Origin of the sequence: Streptomyces sp. NPDC094448 (assembly GCF_044763775.1) — a bacterium.
In the GTDB taxonomy this organism is placed as follows: domain Bacteria; phylum Actinomycetota; class Actinomycetes; order Streptomycetales; family Streptomycetaceae; genus Streptomyces.
Genome location: NZ_JBIWGU010000013.1, coordinates 44,500 through 64,710 on the forward strand (window position 1 = coordinate 44,500; position 20,211 = coordinate 64,710).

Annotated in this window: 15 protein-coding genes and 1 tRNA gene; 7 read left to right on the top strand and 9 right to left on the bottom strand. The window is 71.7% G+C overall.

The window, feature by feature from the left end; translation table 11 throughout:
* Nucleotides 1-167: 167 nt before the first annotated feature.
* Nucleotides 168-238, bottom strand: a tRNA-Gln gene (locus ACIQ9E_RS24405).
* Between the two features lie 298 nt (nucleotides 239-536).
* On the opposite strand from ACIQ9E_RS24405, the gene ACIQ9E_RS24410 reads away from it, so the two are divergent.
* Nucleotides 537-1,880: a sensor histidine kinase gene (locus ACIQ9E_RS24410; RefSeq protein ID WP_403710333.1), complete on the top strand. Its 1,344-nt coding sequence runs from the start codon at nucleotides 537-539 to the stop codon at nucleotides 1,878-1,880.
* Nucleotides 1,881-2,112: 232 nt separating this feature from the next.
* Here the strand turns inward: ACIQ9E_RS24410 and ACIQ9E_RS24415 are convergent, their stop codons facing one another.
* Nucleotides 2,113-2,604: an SUKH-3 domain-containing protein gene (locus tag ACIQ9E_RS24415; protein WP_403710335.1), complete on the bottom strand. Its 492-nt coding sequence runs from the start codon at nucleotides 2,602-2,604 to the stop codon at nucleotides 2,113-2,115.
* A gap of 10 nt (nucleotides 2,605-2,614) precedes the next feature.
* Entirely contained in the window at nucleotides 2,615-3,130 is a 516-nt protein-coding gene (locus ACIQ9E_RS24420) for a YwqJ-related putative deaminase (protein WP_403710337.1), read from the bottom strand.
* A gap of 295 nt (nucleotides 3,131-3,425) precedes the next feature.
* On the opposite strand from ACIQ9E_RS24420, the gene ACIQ9E_RS24425 reads away from it, so the two are divergent.
* The 5 genes from ACIQ9E_RS24425 to ACIQ9E_RS24445 all read left to right on the top strand — a co-directional run bounded on the left by ACIQ9E_RS24425 (nucleotide 3,426) and on the right by ACIQ9E_RS24445 (nucleotide 12,221).
* On the top strand, nucleotides 3,426-4,466 hold the full coding sequence (locus ACIQ9E_RS24425) for an SMI1/KNR4 family protein (protein WP_403710339.1): 1,041 nt from the start codon (nucleotides 3,426-3,428) through the stop codon (nucleotides 4,464-4,466).
* A 7-nt stretch (nucleotides 4,467-4,473) separates the two neighbouring features.
* A complete protein-coding gene (locus ACIQ9E_RS24430; RefSeq protein WP_403710341.1) occupies nucleotides 4,474-6,882 on the top strand; it encodes an SUKH-4 family immunity protein in 2,409 nt (802 codons plus the stop codon).
* A 197-nt stretch (nucleotides 6,883-7,079) separates the two neighbouring features.
* Nucleotides 7,080-8,015, top strand: coding sequence for a cellulose-binding protein (locus ACIQ9E_RS24435; RefSeq protein ID WP_403710343.1), 936 nt, complete (start codon nucleotides 7,080-7,082; stop codon nucleotides 8,013-8,015).
* 847 nt (nucleotides 8,016-8,862) lie between these two features.
* Entirely contained in the window at nucleotides 8,863-9,651 is a 789-nt protein-coding gene (locus ACIQ9E_RS24440) for an ABC transporter ATP-binding protein (protein WP_366258120.1), read from the top strand.
* Nucleotides 9,648-12,221 (top strand): ABC transporter permease, encoded by a 2,574-nt coding sequence (locus tag ACIQ9E_RS24445; RefSeq protein WP_403710345.1) that lies wholly within the window; start codon nucleotides 9,648-9,650, stop codon nucleotides 12,219-12,221. The genes ACIQ9E_RS24440 and ACIQ9E_RS24445 overlap by 4 nt, the downstream gene beginning before the upstream one ends.
* A gap of 101 nt (nucleotides 12,222-12,322) precedes the next feature.
* Here the strand turns inward: ACIQ9E_RS24445 and ACIQ9E_RS24450 are convergent, their stop codons facing one another.
* The 3 genes from ACIQ9E_RS24450 to ACIQ9E_RS24460 form a co-directional block, all read right to left on the bottom strand.
* On the bottom strand, nucleotides 12,323-12,667 hold the full coding sequence (locus ACIQ9E_RS24450; protein ID WP_403710347.1) for a hypothetical protein: 345 nt from the start codon (nucleotides 12,665-12,667) through the stop codon (nucleotides 12,323-12,325).
* Nucleotides 12,664-13,380, bottom strand: coding sequence for a DUF6232 family protein (locus ACIQ9E_RS24455; RefSeq protein WP_403710349.1), 717 nt, complete (start codon nucleotides 13,378-13,380; stop codon nucleotides 12,664-12,666). Before ACIQ9E_RS24455 ends, ACIQ9E_RS24450 begins: the two co-directional genes overlap by 4 nt.
* 101 nt (nucleotides 13,381-13,481) lie before the next feature.
* Nucleotides 13,482-13,646: a hypothetical protein gene (locus ACIQ9E_RS24460; RefSeq protein WP_403710351.1), complete on the bottom strand. Its 165-nt coding sequence runs from the start codon at nucleotides 13,644-13,646 to the stop codon at nucleotides 13,482-13,484.
* A gap of 245 nt (nucleotides 13,647-13,891) precedes the next feature.
* Between ACIQ9E_RS24460 and mfd the strand changes: the two genes are divergently transcribed.
* The gene (gene mfd / locus ACIQ9E_RS24465) at nucleotides 13,892-17,422 is read left to right on the top strand and encodes a transcription-repair coupling factor (RefSeq protein ID WP_403710353.1); all 3,531 of its coding nucleotides are present in this window, start codon (nucleotides 13,892-13,894) and stop codon (nucleotides 17,420-17,422) included.
* A gap of 85 nt (nucleotides 17,423-17,507) precedes the next feature.
* On the opposite strand, the gene ACIQ9E_RS24470 is transcribed toward mfd, so the two are convergent.
* Genes ACIQ9E_RS24470 through ACIQ9E_RS24480 form a run of 3 tightly spaced genes read right to left on the bottom strand, consistent with a single transcriptional unit; the run spans nucleotide 17,508 to nucleotide 20,138 of the window.
* The gene (locus ACIQ9E_RS24470) at nucleotides 17,508-18,356 is read right to left on the bottom strand and encodes a phosphotransferase (protein ID WP_403710355.1); all 849 of its coding nucleotides are present in this window, start codon (nucleotides 18,354-18,356) and stop codon (nucleotides 17,508-17,510) included.
* A complete protein-coding gene (locus tag ACIQ9E_RS24475; RefSeq protein ID WP_403710357.1) occupies nucleotides 18,353-19,099 on the bottom strand; it encodes an ATP-binding cassette domain-containing protein in 747 nt (248 codons plus the stop codon). Before ACIQ9E_RS24475 ends, ACIQ9E_RS24470 begins: the two co-directional genes overlap by 4 nt.
* Nucleotides 19,100-19,106: 7 nt before the next feature.
* Complete coding sequence (locus ACIQ9E_RS24480; protein WP_403710359.1) at nucleotides 19,107-20,138, bottom strand: radical SAM/SPASM domain-containing protein; 1,032 nt, start codon at nucleotides 20,136-20,138, stop codon at nucleotides 19,107-19,109.
* Nucleotides 20,139-20,211: the final 73 nt, after the last annotated feature.

A 20,211-nucleotide genomic window follows, 5' to 3' on the forward strand; every position in this document is an offset into this window, starting at 1 on the left:
ACCCATCTCCGCTCCATCGAAGGCCGCCTTGACTCCACCTGGTGGTAGGGCCCCCCCCCCCCCCCCCCCCCCCCCCCCCCCGCCCGGGGGGGGGGGCCCCCGCCCCCCCCCGCCGGCCCCCCGCGCCCCCTGCCTGCGGATGCCGTGAGGCTCCCGCGGCGGTACGGCTCCCAGGGAAGGAATCGAACCCTCATTCAATGGACCAAAACCATTTGTCCTGCCATTAGACGACCTGGGATCGCCAACCCGAGGTGATACGGGTCTCATGACCGGGGAGCACCTGGGCAGCCCCTACTATGCCGTACGGGCAGCCTCCCCCGCGACGGTGTAAGGCGCCCGATCCCCGCCGCCCGTCCCGAACCGGCCGCCGCGGCACCGGGTTCCGGCCCTTCGGCAGCGGCCCGCCGGGCTCCGGCACCGGCTTCCCGCCCCCGGTCGTGGCGGGCGGCCGGAACCGGCCCGAGGGCCGTGATATCCCGGGGAATCGCGGAAAACACCCCGGGTGTTCGGTGCCCGCCGCCCGTAGGGTGGACGGCATGACCATAACGGGGGCACACCGGGACGCCGCGGGCACGAGGCCCCGCGTCGGGGGGTGGTGGGAACGCCGGCGGAGCGCCGCGCTGGACGTGGGGCTCGCCCTGGTGTCCGCGGTGGAGTGCGCCTTCGAGGGCGCGAGATTCGCGGACGGTACGGGCGCCCCGCTGCCGCTCGGGGTGCTGTTCGGCGTGCTGGCCGGATCCGTGCTGGTCGTACGGCGCCGGTGGCCCATCGCGGTCGTGCTCGTCGGCATCGCGATCACGCCCGCCGAGATGGGCTGGCTGATGACCCTCGTCGGCCTCTACACCCTCGCCGCGTCCGAGGTCCCCAAGCGGATCACGGCCACGCTGACGAGCATGTCGCTGGTCGCCATGTTCATCGTGGCCTACGCCCAGATGGCACAGGACGTACGGGACGCGCCGGAGGACTTCGGCGACCCCGGCGTCTGGTTCGTCCCCGCCATGTCCTCCTTTGTCGCCGTCGGCCTGTCCCTGCCACCGGTCCTCTTCGGCCTCTATATAGGTGCCCGGCGCCGGCTGATGGAGAGCCTCCGGGAGCGCGCCGACAGCCTGGAGGCCGAGCTGTCCCTCCTCGCCGACCGCGCGGAGGAGCGTGCCGAATGGGCGCGTACGGAAGAACGCACCCGGATCGCGCGCGAGATGCACGACGTCGTCGCCCACCGGGTCAGCCTCATGGTCGTCCACGCCGCGGCCCTCCAGGCCGTCGCGCTCAAGGACCCCCCGAAGGCCGTCAAGAACGCCGCCCTCGTCGGGGACATGGGGCGCCAGGCACTGACCGAACTGCGGGAGATGCTCGGGGTGCTCCGGGCGGGCGAGGCCGACCGGCCCCGGAGCGCGGTGATACCACTGGCCGCGGTGGGCGTCGCGGCGGCAGCGGCGGCAGCGGCGGCCGCCGGGGGCGATACGGACGGCCCCTGCATCGCGGACGTCGAGGGCCTCGTGGGCCAGTCCCGGCAGGCGGGGATGGCCGTCGAGTACCTGGTCCACGGCGAGGCCCGCGGCTACGCCCCCGAGGTCGAGCAGACCGCCTACCGCGTGGTGCAGGAGGCGCTGACCAACGTCCACAAGCACGCGGCCGGGGCGAAGGTCCTGGTCCGGCTGGCGCACCGGGAGGAGGAGGTCGCCATGCAGGTCGAGAACGGCGCCCCGGACGCGGCGGGCGGCGCCCCCGGCGCGGACCTCCCCAGCGGGGGCAACGGCCTGGTGGGCATGCGGGAACGGGTCCACGGCCTGGGCGGCGTCTTCGTCTCGGGCACGACGGACGCGGGAGGCTTCCGCGTCTCGGCGGTCCTTCCGACGGTGGCGCCTCCCGCTGTGGGGTAGCCCGGGGCCCCCGGGGCTGGATTGCCCGCGGGGTACGGGCCGCTCCTGCACCTCAATCGCCGACGGGGCTCAAGAAGCCGGAGTCATCGCGGCTCCGGGGTGCAGGCCCTTCGGTGGTCGGATCGCGTCACTCCGTGGGGTAGGCGCGGGGTTTTGCCGGGTGCGGGTGGGTCGGTGGCCTCAGAGCTCACCAGCAGGAGGCACCCCCCCGGCCAGGCCCCGGAGGCCCCGGCTAGCCCGGGGTGAGCCGGGCCGGGACGCGGCCCGAGAGCAGATGGGTGAGCGCCGCGTCCACGCTCGGCCCCACGTACCAGTCGCCCGTGTGGTCCACGCTGTACACCCGCCCCCGTACATCCACCGCGAGGACCGCCTGGTCCTCCCCCTCCGCGCCCAGCGGCGCCAGCTCCGTGTCCAGCGCCCGCCCCAGATCGCCGAGGGTACGGGCGAGGTGGAGCCCGTACAGGGGGTCCACCCGCAGATCCGGCGGCGCCACCTGGCGGCCGGGCGCCGGAGCCGAGATCCGCAGTCCGCCGAATTCGGCCCACGCCTCGACCGCCGCCGGGAACACCGCGTGCCGGTGCCCCGCGGGCGACTCGTACGCGCGCAGCGTGTCCGCCCAGTGTTCGGCCAGCTTGATGTCCCAGCGGCCGGGCAGCCAGCCCGCGTTCCGGAGCGCGGCGTCGATGCCGACGGGGAAGCGTGTCGTACTCAGTCTGTCGGACATGGGCGGGTGGTCAGCCGTTCTCGGGGGCGGTGGGATCGACGGCGCGTACGCCGAAGTGGTCGAGCATCGCCGTACAGGACCGGCACGGCGGCGCGTAGCTGCCGTGCAGCGGATCTCCGTCCTCGCGGATCCGGCGCGCCGTCAGCCTGGCGTTCTTCAGGGCGCGTTTGGCCTCGCCGTACGTCATGGGCCTGCGCTGGGACCGTCTGGAGCGTTTCCCGTCGGCCTCGGTGAGCTGCCGGGACAGCAGCAGGGCCTCGGCGCAGCGTCCGGTGAATCGTTCCCGCTGGCTGCTGGTGAGGGTGTCGAGGAAGTCCTGGACGAGGGGGTGCAGGACCGGCGCGCGGTCCGCCTTCGCGGCGGTGGAGATGAGGACCGTACCGCGAACGGAGAGCGCCGCCGCGACCGTCGGCAGAATGCCGTCGCGGCGGTGACCGAGCACCGGTGTGTGCGTTCCCTCGTCGCTGCTCCAGCTGAGACGAGGATCACCCGTGTTGCTCTGTGTAAACGGTTGCGCTGTGTGCATGGTGCCGTGGTCCCTCCAGTGCACTCCCCCCGAGCAGGTAACAGCCTGCCAAATGCTGTGCTTACTGGGGAAGCTGGGGCGATGAAACGTGCTTTCCCGTCGGCGTTCGGTCACTCGGTCGTGACACTTGGTGAGCGTTCGGGACGGGGTCCGGCACGGAGTCCGGCGGCCCGGCGGAGCGCCGTGAGGACCGGTGCGGCGGTACGGCAGCGCCGGGGAAGCGCCGGGCGACGCCGCCGACCCCACCGCATAGGCTGTCCCGGACAGTCAGTAGCCAGCAGGGGGTGCAGATCCCATGACGACAGGGACGACAGGCAGGCAGGGGCCGGGGGCCCCGCCTCCGGGCCCCGATGCCCAGTCGCCCGCCGGGCCGCCGAACGCGGCCTACGCCGGTCAGGTCGTGCACTTCCCGGATCCGGTCCGGGCCTCCCGCCATCCCCGGGGGGTGCGCGTGGACGCCGACGGCTACCCGGACTTCACCCCGTACGCCCGTGCCGCCGCGGAGATCGCGGAACCGCCCGAGGGCTTCGGCATCGACGAGCTGCGTCTGACGGACTACGTATCGGCGAACGCCGCCCTCCACGCCGACGGCCACGAGTTCTGGGACGGCCTGTCCTCCGTCGCCACCCCCCACGGCTGGACCTGGCACCACGTCCGCGGCAGCCGCCGGATGGAGCTGATACCGGTCGAGGTCAAGGCGCTGCTGCGGCACCACGGCGGTCTCGCCACCGCGCCCGTCGACCACGGCAAGCGCGGCACCCGCCCGCTCCAGGAGACCCGCCCCGCCCATCTGCGCCTGCCCCGGCGGGGTACCGCCGTCGCCGAACCGCAACTCCTCGGCGTCGAGGAGGATCTCGGCTACCGCCTTCCCGGCGCCTACCGCGATTTCCTGAAGGCCGCGGGCGGCTGCGCCCCGGTGGGGCCGGCTCTCGACCCCGAGCTGGGGCTCCTGGTCGACCAGCCGTTCTTCACGGTCCGCGACGAGGCCGCCGCCGACGATCTCGTCTATGTCAACAAGTGCCTGCGCGACCATCTCACCAAGGACTACCTCGGCATCGCCTATGTCCAGGGCGGGCTGCTCGCGGTGAAGGTGCGGGGCACGGCGACCGGTTCGGTCCGGTTCTGCGCGTACGACGATATCCGCGACCGGGACGGCGAACCCGCCGACCAGCGGGTGGAGCGACTGCTCCAGCACTGCGGCGACGATTTCGACGCCTTCCTCGGGCGGCTCGCGGGCAGTCCGCCCGAGCTGGAGACCGTGGCGGGCCTGATGGTCGACGGCGGTTTCGCCCGGGCCGTGCCCGTGTCCGCGACCGATGCACCGGATGGGGAGTGACGCGGCGATGGTGACGTTCGCGCAGGCGCAGGAGCGCGCCGAGGAGTGGATCAACGGCGATGTCCCCGCCTACCAGCACCGCGAGGTGCGGGTACGGGAGTTCGACCTGGGGTTCGTGGTGTGGGCGGAGGACCGCGAGGGCGGTGTCCGTTCGGACGGCGGCAGCCAGCGGATGGTCATCGCCCGGACCGGCGGTGAGACCACGCTCTGGCCCGGACTGCCGGTCGGTGAGGTCATCCGGCGGTACGAGGAGGAGTACGGCGGCCCCGCCGACGCACCGCCGCCCGCCGCCCCCGAGCGCCCGCGGCGGATCGACCTGAACCAGACGTCGTTCCTGATCACCCCGCCGGAGTGGCTCCAGGAGGCCGCGGACCGTGCGGCTCCCGTGCCGGGTGCGGCGGATGCCTCGGATGCCACCGGTGCCACAGGTGCCACCGGTACCGGGGACACGGTCGGTGACGCCCCGTCGCCCGTGCCTGTGGTCGCGGACGCGGTGCCGGAGCCTGAGCCCGCCGATGCCGTGCCGGGCGCCGCCCTGACCCCGCCGCCCCCCGCGGACACCCCCGCCGACACCGCCGGGAGTGCCTGGCCCACGCCCAGCCAGGGCAGTCCGGCCGTCGGCGCCGGTGACGGGTCCGTACCGCTGCCGGTGACCGTGCTCGAATCGCCCGCCGATCCCGAGGAGGACGCGGCTGCCGCCGAGCTGCCGACCGCGCTCATGGAGGGCGGCAGCCAACTCCCGCCCACTGCCGTCGAGAGCGCGATGAAGCCCGTCGCCTCCACGCCCGCCTCGCCCCCCGCCGTACCGGAGACTCAGGCTTCGGCCACGCCCCCGCCCGTACCTCCGGGGCCGCCCGGACCGCCCGGACCGCTGCCGGGCGCCACCCCGGCTTTGGCGACTCCCCTGGTACGTCCCGCGGCGGGCGCCGCCGACATCGCCGATGCCGCCACCGCCAAGGCCGCGCCCCCGCGGCGCCCCGGCAGCCCTTCAACGAGCCTGCCGACCCCGCCGACCCCGCCGCCCCCCGGTCCGCCCGGTCGACCGGGACAGTCCGGACAGTCGGTGGGGGGATACACCCCTACCCAGCTCGTCTCCCAGGTGACCCCCGACCCGACTCCGCCGCCCGGCCCTCCGCCCGCGCCCCCGGGGCCCGGGGGAGAGGTCCACCACGCCCCGACCATGTTCGCCCGGCCGAACCCGCCCGGCCCCGGCGCGCCCCCACCGCCCCCGGGAGCACCCGGGGTTCCCGGCGCCCCTGGCGCGTCCGGCGTCCCCGGCTTCCCCGGTGTCCCCGGAGCCTCTGGTGCCACGCCCCCGCCGCCGGGTCCCCCCGGCGCACCCTCCGCGCCCGGACGGCCCCCGATGGCCGGACCGCCCGCGCCTCCCGGCCCGCCGCCCCCGGCACCGGGTGCGTACGGCTACCCCCAGCAGCCGTCCGGCGTACCGACTGTCGGCCCCGGCTACCAGGCCGTCCTGCGCTACCGCGCCCCCGACGGCTCCGAGGCGCAGATCATCCGCCGCAGCGCCCCCGGCACTCCCCACCCGGAGTGGCAGATCCTCCACGAGCTGCGCGCCATGAACGTCCCGCCCAACCAGGTGCTGGGGCTCCACACCGAACTGGAGTCCTGCGAACTGCCCGGCGGGTACTGCGCCCGTATGATCCGGGAGACCTGGCCGCAGGCACGGATCACCAGCATCGCCCCGTACGGCCGCGACCACGCCGGACGGCAGGACGGCATGCGGCAGTTGATCACCCACCAGGGGGAGCTGCACCAGGTCGCCGACGGGCCCGCCAGGCCCGCGCCGGTCCGGGTCCCGCTGCCGCAGGTCCAGCCCGCGCCGCCGGTGCCGCCGCAGGGCGTCGCGCACGAGCTGCTCAACGCCTTCGGGCCGCAGGGCATCCTCCGCTTCGACCAGCGGGCGGTCTCCCGCCAGGGCGTACCGGACATCGTCGCCGCGACCCTCGTGTACGCCGGGCTGCCCGGGGACTTCAACCCCTTCTTCTGGGCCCAGCCCGCCCGGCCGGTCATCCCCACGCTGGCCGAACTCGCCGCCCAGCGGCAGGTGCAGGCCGCGCCGGACGCCAACTCCTATCTGGTCGTCGGCAGCGACTTCGGCCGGGCGATCTGTGTGCAGTACGGCACGGCGAACATCGTGGCCGTCCCGGTCGAAGCCGGTCCGGGTGGAGCGGCGACCGCGCCGCAGTTCGTCAACACCGGACTGCCCGAGTTCGTCCGCTGCATGGCCCTGCTGGGGCAGATGTGGCGGCTGAGGTACGGGCTCAACCCGGAGCAGGCGGGCCGCTGGACCGTCGACTTCCAGGCGTATCTGGCCGCGCTCGACCCGGCGGCCCTGGCATCGCCGGAGAGCTGGTGGTCCGTACTGCTGGAACAGATGTGGGACGGCCTGCTGTAGCGGTCGTACGTGTTTCTGCGAGGCGCTGTGGACGGGGCGCCGGTTCTCCGGGACCGGCGCCCCGTTCGTCTTTTCGGTCCCCTTGGTGGCCGTTCCGAGTGTCGTCATGTGACCACTTAGTCCGTATCGCGGATGATATGCGAACTGTTTGTGTTGTTCGTCATGTCATCGGTCACGGGAGACGAAGGGGTCGCAGGATGACCATCACAGAAGCCCGCACACCACAGCCTCCCTCGACTCCCGCGCCGCCTTCCGTCCCGCCCGCCGTCTCCGCCCGCGGTTTCGACGTCGCGCGCCGCGGCTACCGCGCCGACCAGGCCGACGAGTACCTCGACAGGCTCTCCGGCGAGCGTGACGCCGCCTGGGAGCGGGTGGCCCGGCTGACCGTGCTCGCCCGGCGGATGGACGCGGACCTCACCCGGCTGCGCGAGACCGCGGAGGAGGCCTCGCCGCAGACGTACGAGGCCCTCGGCGCCCCCGCCCGCGAACTGCTCGCGGTCACCTGGGAGACCGCCGACCACGTCCGCACCTCCGCCCGCGACGAAGCCGAGCGCACCACGGGTGAGGCGGAGCAAGCGGCCCGGCGCCTCGCCGACGAGGCCGGGGCGGAGGCCGGAGCCGCACTGGCCGGGGCCGAGGAGCACGCCCGGCGCCTGACCACCGCCGCCAGGACCGCGGGCGGCAGGCTTCTCATGGACGCCCGCCGGGACGCCACCGCGGCGCGCGCCGAGGCGACGGTCGTCTGGGAGTCGATGCGGGAACGCTCCGAGCACATGCTCGCCGTGCTGGAGGCCGAACAGGCCGACCGGTGGGCGGAGGTGGACCGCGACGCCGAACGCCGGGCGGCCGCGGGGGACGAGCGGAGGGCGGGCGCGGAGGAGCGGGCGGCGGCGCTGCTGCGGGAGGCGGAGCGGGAGCTGGCGGAGGCGGAGGAGTACGCGCGGCGCACGAACGAGGAGTCGGAGGCGCGGGCGGAGGCGCTGCGGGCGGGGGCGCAGGGGGAGGCGGAGGCGGTGGCCCGTGAAACGGAACGCATTCTGTCCACGCACGCGACGCAGCGCGAGGAGGCGCTGGCCCCGCTGAAGCTGCTCCAGGACTCCCTCCCGACGGTGACGCCTCCGGCTGGGGGGTAGCCCGGGGCGGGGCCGCGTTCCGCCGGGGGCGGCCCCGCCCGCATGGTGCGGGTTTCTCCGGCGGTCGGGTCGCGTCACTCCGTGGGGTAGGCGCGGGGTATTGCCGGGTGCGGGTGGGTCGGTGGCCTCCGGGCTCGCCTCCTCGCGGCCTGCGATGCACCGCCCCGAAGCGCGTCCGGTCTTGTCGCCCACGGCTGCGGGGGCGACCCTGCACCCCCCTCCCACCTGATCCCGACATGATCAGGTGCCCAAGGATCTCTGTTTGCCGCGGGAGCTTCACTCTCCAGGGGCGGAGAGGCAGGTAACCCAGGGACGCGAGGAACTGCGCGAACGGCCCACGACGGCCCGCGGTCGGAAATGCACCCCCGCCAGGCACGGCGCTCCCCGGGGAGGGAAGAAGGGGCGCTGGGGGTCCTCCCGCGCCGCCAGGCATAGGGGCGCGGGGAACTGCGCGACCATCCACATCCGGGCCGCAGCCGGAACACAGCCCTGCCGGGCACGGCGCTTCCCGGACAAGACGCGGCGCACGGGACTGGGCGCCCCCCCCACACCCGGGGCTCGGGGAACCCCGACAGTCGCGGCCCGTCCTCCTAGGGGACGCCTCCACCTCTGGGTGGAGAAGCCCTAGGGGGAGCGCCCTAGAGCACGGCCTGCCGCATTCGTTCCGAGGGACGACGAACCCTCCGGCCTCCGTTCTTTAACTTGGTCTTACGGCGCACCGGGGGGTGGGGTAAACCCCCGCATCAACACGGTGACTCGCACCAGCGCGCCGACCCCGCCCCGCCGACAGACTCTTTACCAAGGCAGTTGGCGACAGCAGACCGCGCACCCATCGAGGAGACCGACCGTGACTACGGCCACGACCATTTCGCCCCACGGGGCCACCGGAGAGCGTTCGGCCGTCGCCGCGCGCGGACGGCAGATCGTCAAGGCCTACGGCTCGGGCGAGACCCGTGTCGTCGCCCTCGACCAGGTCGACGTGGACATCGCCCGCGGGCAGTTCACCGCCATCATGGGCCCGTCGGGCTCGGGCAAGTCGACGCTGATGCACTGCCTCGCCGGGCTGGACACCGTCACGTCCGGCCAGATCTATCTGGACGATACGGAGATCACCGGCCTGAAGGACAAGAAGCTGACGCAGCTCCGCCGGGACCGGATCGGTTTTATTTTCCAGGCGTTCAATCTGCTGCCGACGCTCAACGCCCTGGAGAACATCACGCTGCCCATGGACATAGCGGGCCGCAAGCCGGACGGCGCCTGGCTGAACCGGGTGGTGGAGACCGTCGGTCTCACCGGCCGGCTGAAGCATCGGCCGACGCAGCTCTCCGGTGGGCAGCAGCAGCGTGTGGCCGTCGCCCGGGCGCTCGCCGCCAGGCCGGACATCATCTTCGGGGACGAGCCGACGGGGAATCTGGACTCCCGCGCCGGTGCCGAGGTGCTGAGCTTCCTGCGGCGCTCGGTCGACGAGCTGGGGCAGACCATCGTGATCGTCACCCATGACCCGGTGGCCGCCTCGTACTCGGACCGGGTGCTGTATCTCGCGGACGGCCGGATCGTCGACCAGATGTTCCGGCCCACCGCCGAGGCCGTGCTGGACCGGATGAAGGACTTCGACGCCCGGGGGCGTACCTCGTGACCATGTTCAAGACGTCCCTCAGGAACTTCTTCGCCCACAAGGGGCGGATGGCGCTTTCGGCGACAGCCGTGCTGCTGTCGGTGGCCTTCGTCTGCGGCACCCTGGTGTTCACCGACACCATGAACACGACGTTCGACAAGCTCTTCGCGGTCACCTCCTCCGATGTCACCGTCTCCCCGAAGGAGCCGGAGGAGGGCGAAGAGGCCCCGGCCACCGGCCGCCCCGACACCCTGCCCGCGTCGCTGGTGGAGAAGGCCGGTTCGGCCGAGGGCGTCCAGGACGCCGTGGGCATGGTCCACACCACGGCCGTGACCATCGTCGACAAGAAGAACAAGAACATCGGCGCCACCGGCGGCGGCCCCACCATCGCGGGCAACTGGACCGAGGTCGATCTGAAGACCTTCGACATCAGCTCCGGACAGGCCCCGCGCAGCCCCACGGAAATCATGGTGGACAAGGACACCGCCGAGAAGAAGAAGCTGAAGATCGGCGACCCGATCCGCACCATCACGGTGGACGGCGACTTCACCGCCACCATCAGCGGGATCATGGCCTTCAAGGTCACCAACCCCGGTGCTGCCATGGTGGTCTTCGATACCGCCACCGCCCAGCGCCAACTGCTCGGCAAAGAAGGCCTCTTCACCCAGATCGCGGTGACCGCGAAGGACGGCGTCTCCGACGACCGGGCCAAGCAGAACCTCGCCGCCGCCCTCGGCGCCGGCTACGACCTCAAAACCGCGGACGAGGAGGCCGACGCGGGCCGCAAGGAGGTCGGTTCCTTCCTCAACGTCATGAAGTACGCGATGCTCGGCTTCGCCGGGATCGCTCTCCTCGTCGGCATCTTCCTGATCGTCAACACCTTCTCCATGCTGGTTGCCCAGCGCACCCGTGAGATCGGCCTGATGCGGGCCATCGGCTCCAGCCGCAAGCAGGTCAACCGCTCCGTTCTCATCGAGGCCGTACTGCTCGGCATCGTCGGCTCCGCCCTCGGCGTCGCGGCCGGTGTCGGTATCGCCGTCGGTCTGATGAAGTTGATGGGCAACATGGGGATGAACCTCTCCACCGACGACCTGACGGTGAAGTGGACGACACCGGTCGTCGGCGTGGTCCTCGGGGTCGTCGTGACGATCGTCGCCGCGTACGTCCCGGCCCGCCGGGCGAGCAGGATCTCCCCGATGGCCGCGCTCCGCGAGACCGGCGTCCCGGCCGACGGCAAGTCCGGCCGGGTGCGGGCCGCCGTCGGGCTGCTGCTCACCGCGGGCGGCGCCCTGGGGCTGATCGCGGCGACCCAGGCGGACAAGGCATCCGAGGGCTCCATGGTCCTCGCCGTCGGTGTGGTGCTCTCCCTGCTGGGTTTCATCGTGATCGGCCCGCTGCTGGCGGGGGTGGTCGTCCGTGCCCTCAGTGTGGTGGTGCTCCGCGCCTTCGGCCCGGTCGGCCGGATGGCCGAGCGCAACGCCCTGCGCAATCCGCGCCGCACGGGTGCCACCGGCGCCGCGCTGATGATCGGACTCGCCCTGGTCGCAGGCCTCTCGGTGGTCGGCTCCTCCATGGTCGCCTCCGCGACGGAGGAGCTGGACAAGTCGGTCGGCGCGGACTTCATCATCCAGGCGCAGCCGGGCCAGCCGGTCGTGCCCAAGGCGCTGGAGGCGGTGCGCAAGACCGAGGGCATCGCGTACGTCACCGAGTACCGCGACATCCCCGCCGAGGTCACCGCCCCTGACGGCAGCTCGGAGAAGATGACGCTGGTCGCCACCGATCCGACCTACGCCAAGGACCTCCGGAAGGAGATGGTCGCGGGCAAGCAGTCGGACGCCTACCGCAAGGACTCCCTGTCGGTCGGCGAGGAGTACGCCGAGAAGCACGGGCTGAAGGTGGGCTCCGAGCTGACCGTCGCCTTCAGCGGCGCGCGGCCCGCGCAGCTGACGGTCCGGGCGATCACCTCCGACGACAGCGCCATGGAGCAGGGCGCGATCATCCTGAGCACGGAGACGGCCCGCAGCCACATACCTGCGGCGAAGCTGCCGCAGAACTTCATGCTCTTCGCCTCCGCGAAGGACGGCCGGGCCCAGGAGACGTACGAGGCGCTGAAGACCTCACTGGAGCCGTATCCGCAGTACCGGGCCTCCAACCAGGCGGACTTCAAGGAGGACCTGAAGGACCAGGTCGGCCAGATGCTGAACCTCGTCTACGGTCTGCTGGCCCTGGCCATCGTCGTCGCCGTCCTCGGTGTGGTGAACACCCTGGCCCTGTCGGTGGTCGAGCGGACCCGTGAGATCGGTCTGATGCGGGCCATCGGCCTCTCCCGCCGCCAGCTGCGCCGCATGATCCGCCTGGAGTCCGTGGTCATCGCTCTCTTCGGCGCACTCCTCGGCCTCGGTCTGGGCATGGGCTGGGGCACGTCGGCGCAGAAGCTGCTGGCGCTCGAAGGACTGGGGGTGCTGGAGATCCCCTGGCCCACGATCGTCACGGTCTTCTTCGGATCCGCGTTCGTCGGCCTGTTCGCGGCGCTGGTCCCGGCGTTCCGCGCGGGCCGGATGAATGTCCTGAACGCGATCGCCAGCGAGTAGGCCCGGCGGCTCCGGCCGCCCGACCACGGGGGACGGGGCCCGGTGCCCGAGCATTCCGCTCGGGCACCGGGCCCGCTGCCGTGGCCGCGCCGGTGGGCTGGTCAGCCGCCGAGCAGTTGGAGGAGCTGCCGCGCCAGGGAGAGTACGGATTCCCCCAGCGTTCCGGCAGTCGCGGCGACACCGATGATCGCCATCAGCGCGTTGCGCCGGTTCTGCGGCTGGGCTTCGGGCTCGGCCAGAACGCCCAGCGCCTCGTCGAGGGTTCGGCCGTCTCCCTCGGGGATCCCGGCCCGCAGTCCCGCGAGCAGCGGCCGCAGCTCCCGGAGTCCGGCGTCGAAGGAGACGGGGGCGGTGGTGCGCTGGTCGTAGGAGATGCCCCTGTTCCCGGTGCCGCCGTACATGTTCACGGTGTTGTGGTGCTCCTGGAAGCCGCTGCCGCTCGTCATCCGCTCACTCCCGTGTTCCCGTTTCCGCCGAACATGTTGACGTTGTTGTTGTACTGGTAGTTCCGCATATTGCCCATGACCAGGGTCTGCACCGTGAGTTGGAACTCGGTCTCGGGGTGCTCCAGGGCGTGGGCGATCCTGAGGGTGATCCGGTGGAGTTCCGCACGGTCCCGGCCGGGAAGCACCGCGGCCGGCGGGCCGCTGGTCTCGATGACCAGGACATCACGGCTGGGGCTCAGGACGATGACGAGCGTCCGGATGACGAGTGCGATCGTGCCGAGGACGGCCAGCACCCAGATCGTCGTCAGGAGTGCCGAGGCACCGGAGGGTTCGTCCGAGCCGTAGCCGCCGCTGGGTGCCGTCGCCTCCTCCAGGAGTCCGATGATGATGAACACAGGGACGAGGACGACCAGGACCTTGACGAGGGTCAGTACCGCTCGCTTCCGGTCCGGTGCGAGCATCGTGGTGTGGACCCGGGTGATGTTCTGGAGCGGATACACGGCCTGGTCGACCCAGAGCAGCCGCTGGGTGACCCGGATGCCGACCGTGCGGTAGGCGCCGTCCGCGGGGAAGCGCTCCGGCCCCGCCGGGTCGGGCGGAAGTCCGGGCGCGGGAGGGTGCCGGGGCGCCGGTGGGCTCCCCGCGGGCGGCCGGGGCGGATTGCGCCAGGGCTGCTGGGGCGGTGGATCCGGGGCCGGATCGGGTTGGGACATCGTTCCCCCGGGGTGAGAAGAGGCTGGGGCGGTACGGGTCCTGTGCCGGGGGTCGGCTCCTGAGATCGCCGCTGGGGCGCGACCGGGGCCGGACCGGGGCATCAGGAGATGACTACACCAGGGTTCCCGGTGCCGTCGAGCAGATTGACCTCGTTGCTGATGTGGCACCTCCGGGGATCACCGATCACCGGCGTTGCCACCGTCATCCGGAGTTCGGTGTCCGGATCCTCGACGGCCCGGATGATCCGGGCGCGGATCTCCCGCATCCGCTCCGGCTTCCGGCCCGTAATCACCGCCTTCGGCGCCCCGGCCGTCCCGGCGCAGCGGGATGGCCGTCATCGCGCTGTCACGGACCGTGGCCGGTCCCTGTCGCCGGGCGCGCGGGGCCCCGGGCGCGGGCGTAGGCTGGGGAGACCCCGGCCCGTCGCACGTGCCGGGTCGTTCGCGTTGCCCGTTGGCCGCAGCGCTGCCCGTACCCGTCGGATCGCATCACCGGGATGGAACGTCTTTCATGAGCCTGCACGGTCTGCTGGACGCAGTCGTACGTGACCCCGCGCTCGCCGAGGCCGTCGAGGCCGCCCGTGGCGCCGGACGGATGCACGTGGATCTGGTGGGGCCGCCCGCCGCCCGGCCCTTCGCCGTCGCCGCGCTGGCCAGGGACGCCGGGCGGACCGTTCTCGCGGTCACCGCGACCGGCCGGGAGGCCGAGGACCTCGCCGCGGCCCTGCGCTCCCTGCTGCCCGAGGACTCCGTCGCCGAGTACCCCGCCTGGGAGACCCTGCCCCACGAGCGCCTCTCGCCCCGCTCCGACACGGTGGGCCGCCGGCTCGCCGTGCTCCGACGGCTGGTCCACCCCTCCGCCGACGATCCGGCCGCCGGGCCCGTCTCCGTGGTGGTCGCCCCGATCCGCTCCGTACTCCAGCCGCAGGTCAAGGGCTTGGGGGAGCTGGTTCCCGTGGCCCTGCGCACCGGCGAGCAGGCCGATCTGAACGAGGTCGTCGACGCGCTCGCCGCCGCCGCGTACGCCCGGGTGGAGCTGGTCGAGAAGCGTGGCGAGTTCGCCGTCCGCGGCGGCATCCTGGACGTCTTCCCGCCCACCGAGGAGCACCCCCTGCGGGTGGAGTTCTGGGGCGACGACATCGAGGAGATCCGCTACTTCAAGATCGCCGACCAGCGGTCGCTGGAGGTCGCCGAGCACGGTCTGTGGGCCCCGCCCTGCCGTGAGCTGCTGCTCACCCCCCAGGTCCGGGAGCGGGCCGCCGCGCTCGCCGAGGCCCACCCCGAGCTGGGCGAACTCCTCGGCAAGATCGCGGAGGGGATCGCGGTCGAGGGCATGGAGTCCCTGGCGCCGGTCCTCGTCGACGATATGGAGCTGCTGCTCGACGTCCTCCCGGACGGCGCGATGGCCCTGGTCTGCGACCCCGAGCGGGTCCGGACCCGGGCGGCCGACCTGGTCGCCACCTCGCGCGAGTTCCTGCACGCCTCCTGGGCGGCGACCGCGGGCGGCGGCGAGGCGCCGATCGACGTCGGCGCGGCGTCGCTGTGGAGCATCGCGGACGTCCGCGACCGGGCCCGCGAACTGGACATGATGTGGTGGACGGTGGCGCCGTTCGCCGCCGACGAGGAGCTGTCCGAGGACACCGTCAAGCTCGGGATGCACGCCCCGGACTCGTACCGCGGCGACACCGCCCGCGCCCTCGCCGACACCAAGGGCTGGCTGGCCGACAACTGGCGTACGGTCTTCGTCACCGAGGCCCACGGCCCGGCCGCCCGCACCGTCGAGGTCCTCGGCGGCGAGGGCGTCCCGGCCCGGCTCGACACCGACCTCACCGAAATCGCCCCCGGGGTCGTCCAGGTGGCGACCGGCTCCATCGACTACGGCTTCATCGACCCCGGGCTCCGTCTCGCCGTCCTCACCGAGACCGACCTCACCGGCCAGAAGGCCGCGGGCAAGGACGGCCGGCGGATGCCGACCCGCCGCCGTAAGACGATCGACCCGCTGACCCTGGAGACCGGCGACTACATCGTCCACGAGCAGCACGGTGTGGGCCGCTACATCGAGATGGTGCAGCGGACCGTCCAGGGCGCGACCCGCGAGTACCTCGTCGTCGAGTACGCCCCCGCCAAACGCGGCCAGCCCGGCGACCGGCTCTACATCCCCACCGACCAGCTGGAGCAGATCACCAAGTACGTCGGCGGCGAGGCCCCCACCCTGCACCGTCTCGGCGGCGCGGACTGGACCAAGACCAAGGCGCGGGCGAAGAAGGCCGTCAAGGAGATCGCCGCCGATCTGATCCGGCTCTACTCGGCCCGGATGGCGGCCCCCGGCCACACCTTCGGCCCCGACACCCCCTGGCAGCGGGAGCTGGAGGACGCCTTCCCGTACGCGGAGACCCCCGACCAGCTCTCCACCATCGCCGAGGTGAAGGAGGACATGGAGAAGTCGGTCCCCATGGACCGGCTGATCTGCGGCGACGTCGGCTACGGCAAGACGGAGATCGCGGTACGGGCCGCGTTCAAGGCCGTCCAGGACGGCAAGCAGGTCGCCGTCCTCGTCCCGACGACGCTGCTGGTGCAGCAGCATTTCGGCACCTTCTCCGAGCGGTACTCGCAGTTCCCGGTGAACGTCCGCGCGCTGTCCCGCTTCCAGTCCGACACCGAGGCCAAGGCCACCCTGGAGGGCCTGCGGGACGGCATGGTCGACGTCGTCATCGGCACCCACCGGCTGTTCTCGTCCGAGACCAAGTTCAAGGACCTCGGGCTGGTCATCGTCGACGAGGAGCAGCGGTTCGGCGTCGAGCACAAGGAGCAGCTGAAGAAGCTCCGGGCCAACGTCGACGTACTGACGATGTCCGCGACGCCGATCCCGCGGACCCTGGAGATGGCGGTAACCGGCATCCGCGAGATGTCGACGATCACCACCCCGCCGGAGGAGCGGCACCCGGTCCTCACCTTCGTCGGCCCGTACGAGGAGAAGCAGATCGGCGCCGCGATCCGCCGCGAACTCCTCCGCGAGGGGCAGGTCTTCTACATCCACAACCGGGTCGAGTCCATCGACCGGGCGGCGGCCCGGCTCCGGGAAATCGTGCCGGAGGCACGGATCGCCACCGCTCACGGCCAGATGTCGGAGAACGTACTCGAACAGGTCGTCGTCGACTTCTGGGAGAAGAAGTTCGACGTCCTGGTGTCCACGACGATCGTCGAGTCCGGTATCGACATCTCCAACGCCAACACCCTGATCGTGGAGCGCGGCGACAACTTCGGCCTCTCCCAGCTGCACCAGTTGCGCGGCCGGGTGGGCCGGGGCCGGGAGCGGGGGTACGCGTACTTCCTCTACCCGCCGGAGAAGCCGCTCACCGAGACCGCCCACGAACGCCTCGCCACCATCGCCCAGCACACCGAGATGGGCGCGGGCATGTACGTGGCGATGAAGGACCTGGAGATCCGCGGCGCGGGCAACCTCCTCGGCGGCGAGCAGTCCGGCCATATCGCGGGCGTCGGTTTCGATCTGTACGTACGGATGGTGGGCGAGGCGGTCGCCGACTACCGGGCGTCCCTGGAGGGCGGCGCGGAGGAGGAGCCCCCCCTGGAAGTCAAGATCGAACTCCCGGTCGACGCGCATGTCCCGCACGACTACGCCCCCGGCGAGCGCCTCCGCCTCCAGGCCTACCGGTCGATCGCCGCGGCCAATTCGGAGGAGGACGTCAAGGCGGTACGCGAGGAGCTGACCGACCGCTACGGCAAGCTGCCCGAGCCTGTGGAGAACCTCCTCCTGGTCGCCGGCCTGCGGATGCTGGCCCGCGCCTGCGGCGTCGGCGAGATCGTCCTCCAGGGCAACAACATCCGCTTCGCCCCGGTGGAACTGCGGGAATCGCAGGAGCTGCGCCTGATGCGGCTCTACCCGCGCACGGTCGTGAAGCCGGCCGCGAACCAGATCCTGGTCCCGCGCCCGACGACCGGCAAGATCGGCGGAAAGCCGGTGGTGGGGCGGGAGCTGCTGGCGTGGACGGGCGAGTTCCTGACGACGATCCTGGGGAGCTGACCAGGGGCCCGGACCGGTGGGGCACGGGGCTGATTCCGAGCCTGTGGCCTGACCGGTCCGGGGCCGAGCGCCCCACCCCGGACGGTCAGGCCATGCTGGTGAGTAGCTGCTGCGCGAGGCTGCGGAGTGGCCGAGTGAGATGGGGATGGTCGCCCAGCCCGGACCGGTGGAGGAGGCGGGCGGCGACATACAGCTGGGCGCGGCGCCCGTCGGACGTGGCGAGGACGGGAAAGTGGTCGCGGACCTTCTGCGCGAGTGCCGGGGAAGTGAGGCTGTAGCAGTAGAGAGTGGCTGCGTCCGTTCCCAGAGGGCCCTTGCCCCAAAGTTCCCAGTCGAGTACCGAGAGGGGGGTGAGGAGATTGGCCCAGTGCAGGTCGCCATGGACCGTCTCCCAATTCCGGATCCGGATGACGACCTCTTCGCCGAAAGCCGCGCGTACCCGCTGGTCGACCTTTTCCTGATCGGCGTTGATGCGGTCGGTCGCTGTTGCGGCCAGACGCCGGACGGCTTGCTGGAGGCCCTTCCACCAGATGCCGGACGGGTCGAGTCCGGATGGCGCTGTGTCGGTCGGTGAACAGGGCGTTCCGGATACATAGGTCATCATTTCGGCGCGCTGCCGCCGCCAGTCGCCTTCAGCCCATTCGTGGACCCTGAGGACTTGGGGTTTGGGAATGCCTGTCAGCACATTGGCATCGGTGTTCCCTGTCCAACCACGGCCGTGGGCCCACTCGGTCTGCTCGGAGACGACCCGCAGCCAGCGGATGCCGTCCGGACTGTCCGCCGCAGAGCTGATGGAACGATCGCGCCAGCCGAAGACGGGCGGGCCCGTGACCGTGAGGCCGAAATGGCCAGCGGCATGGTCGAGATTTCCGTACATCCAGCGGCGGAAACGACGGTCGGCCTCGGCTGCCTCGTCGGGATCGGCGGTGGTCACGGGACGATATGACGCAGATAGGCGGCAGGGTTGTTCAGGTAACGGCGCCAGTGGTCGACCAGTTCGAGGTCCTCCCAGGAAGTCCGGTGGAAACCGTGCTCGCCGACTTCGATGATGTCGGCGCCGGGAGTACTGGCCAAAATGGGTGAGTGAGTTGCGCACACCACTTGGGCCCCGCTCTCGCCGAGTCGGTGCATCAGGCCGACGAGCTGAAGGCACGAGCTGAAGGACAGGGCGGCTTCCGGCTCGTCCATGAGGTAGAAGCCTGGTGTGCCGAACATGGCCTGGAACATCGTGAGGAAGCCCTCACCATGACTCATGGCGCTGGTGTCCTCATCCCAGTACCCGGGTACGCCGCCCAGATTCTCGGTCATGTCGAAAGCGGTCTCGGCTCGTAGGAAGAAACCCTTCTTGTTTCTGCGTGGGCCGGCCAGCATCCGTGCCCCGGCCCGGGTGGTGTCCGCGCGCAGAATCTCACCCAGGGGCGTCTTGGTGGGGTCGGGCCGGCCGTGAACCCGAGCCAGCCGCCCACCCCTGGCATCCAGTTTGAAGCTCTCCGCGATGGCCTCGACCAGGGTCGACTTTCCCGAACCGTTCTCTCCGACGAGGAAGGTAACCGGTCGGGTAAAACTCATTCCGTCATTGAGGAGCTGAGCGACAGCGGGGACGGTAAAAGGCCACCGGTTCCGGTCTGCGCGGTCCGGCGCCAGCCCTTCGGGTACCGAGACCCGGTCAACGAACACGGTGCTCCTAGTCGTAGTTCGGCTGGCAGCCCCCCTTCGGCGTGCAGGGGCCCGTTCCCGTCGGCCAACAGGAGGGGGTGCAGGCCGGCCCGCACGACGGGCCGCACTTGGGATCGCAAGGCGTCGGTTTTGGCTTGCCTGCCCCGGCGATCTCACGGTCCGCGAATTCAGCGGCCAGTTGCTCCCGCACCCGCTGAGCCTCGGGGCTGGTCAGGATATCCCTCAGAGGGGCCGCCAGGACGTTTCCCACGGGCAGCCAGCGGGAGAAGACACAGGGCCATACCGAACCGTCAGGTGATACTGCTATCACCCCGGAGGCGCAGTGGCCGCAGAGCTGAGACATGTCCGGAACCCGGTCACGCGCGCCCCGCCCGACCTGGCGGAGCCGGTCCCTACCTATCCGACGGACTCCGAGGCCCCGCAGTTCCCGCTGGGCGGCGGTCACACGTTGGCCTGCTCGTACCTCGATGACGCCCGCGCGTAAAGGAATCCCCCGGTGGACGGCCTCCAGTATGTTCGCCCGGGTACGGCCGTAGCTCGGTCGACCCGTGACAGCCGCGTGCTCGGCCGGTTCGTCCGAGTAGTAGCTCGTCGCCAGGGAGACGCCGTTCCGCTGCAGAACAGGCCAGAGGTCTTCGGGGACGTGCACGAGATTGGAGAAGACTTCCACTCGCAGCCCGCTGTCGAGTGCGGATCCCATCAGCAGGGGAAGGCCGGGATGAAGCATGGGTTCCCCGCCGATGAACTGAACCGCTCCGACGCCCTCCGCTGCGAGCTGTGCGATCACCCGCAGCCAGTCCTGGGTCGCCATCCTTCCGTGGCCGTGCCGGGGCCCGGAGTCTGCATAGCAATGGTCACAGACCAGTTGGCACTCCGCCGTGATCTCCAGCCAGGCAAAGGTGATGCCGTTCAACGCTGACCTCCCCGGGGCGGAAGCGGCTCCACGAGGGCTGTAGCCGGAGCCCGAACATCCACGCCGGGCCGTGAGCAGAGCCGTCGGCGATCCGCCTGTTGTGCTCTGAGCCTGCCCGCCGTGCATGTCGGGACGCGCCCCGCGCGCCGGGGAGCCCGGTGGATGCGCCGCGCGCCGGGCTGCCCAGTCATTGCTGCCC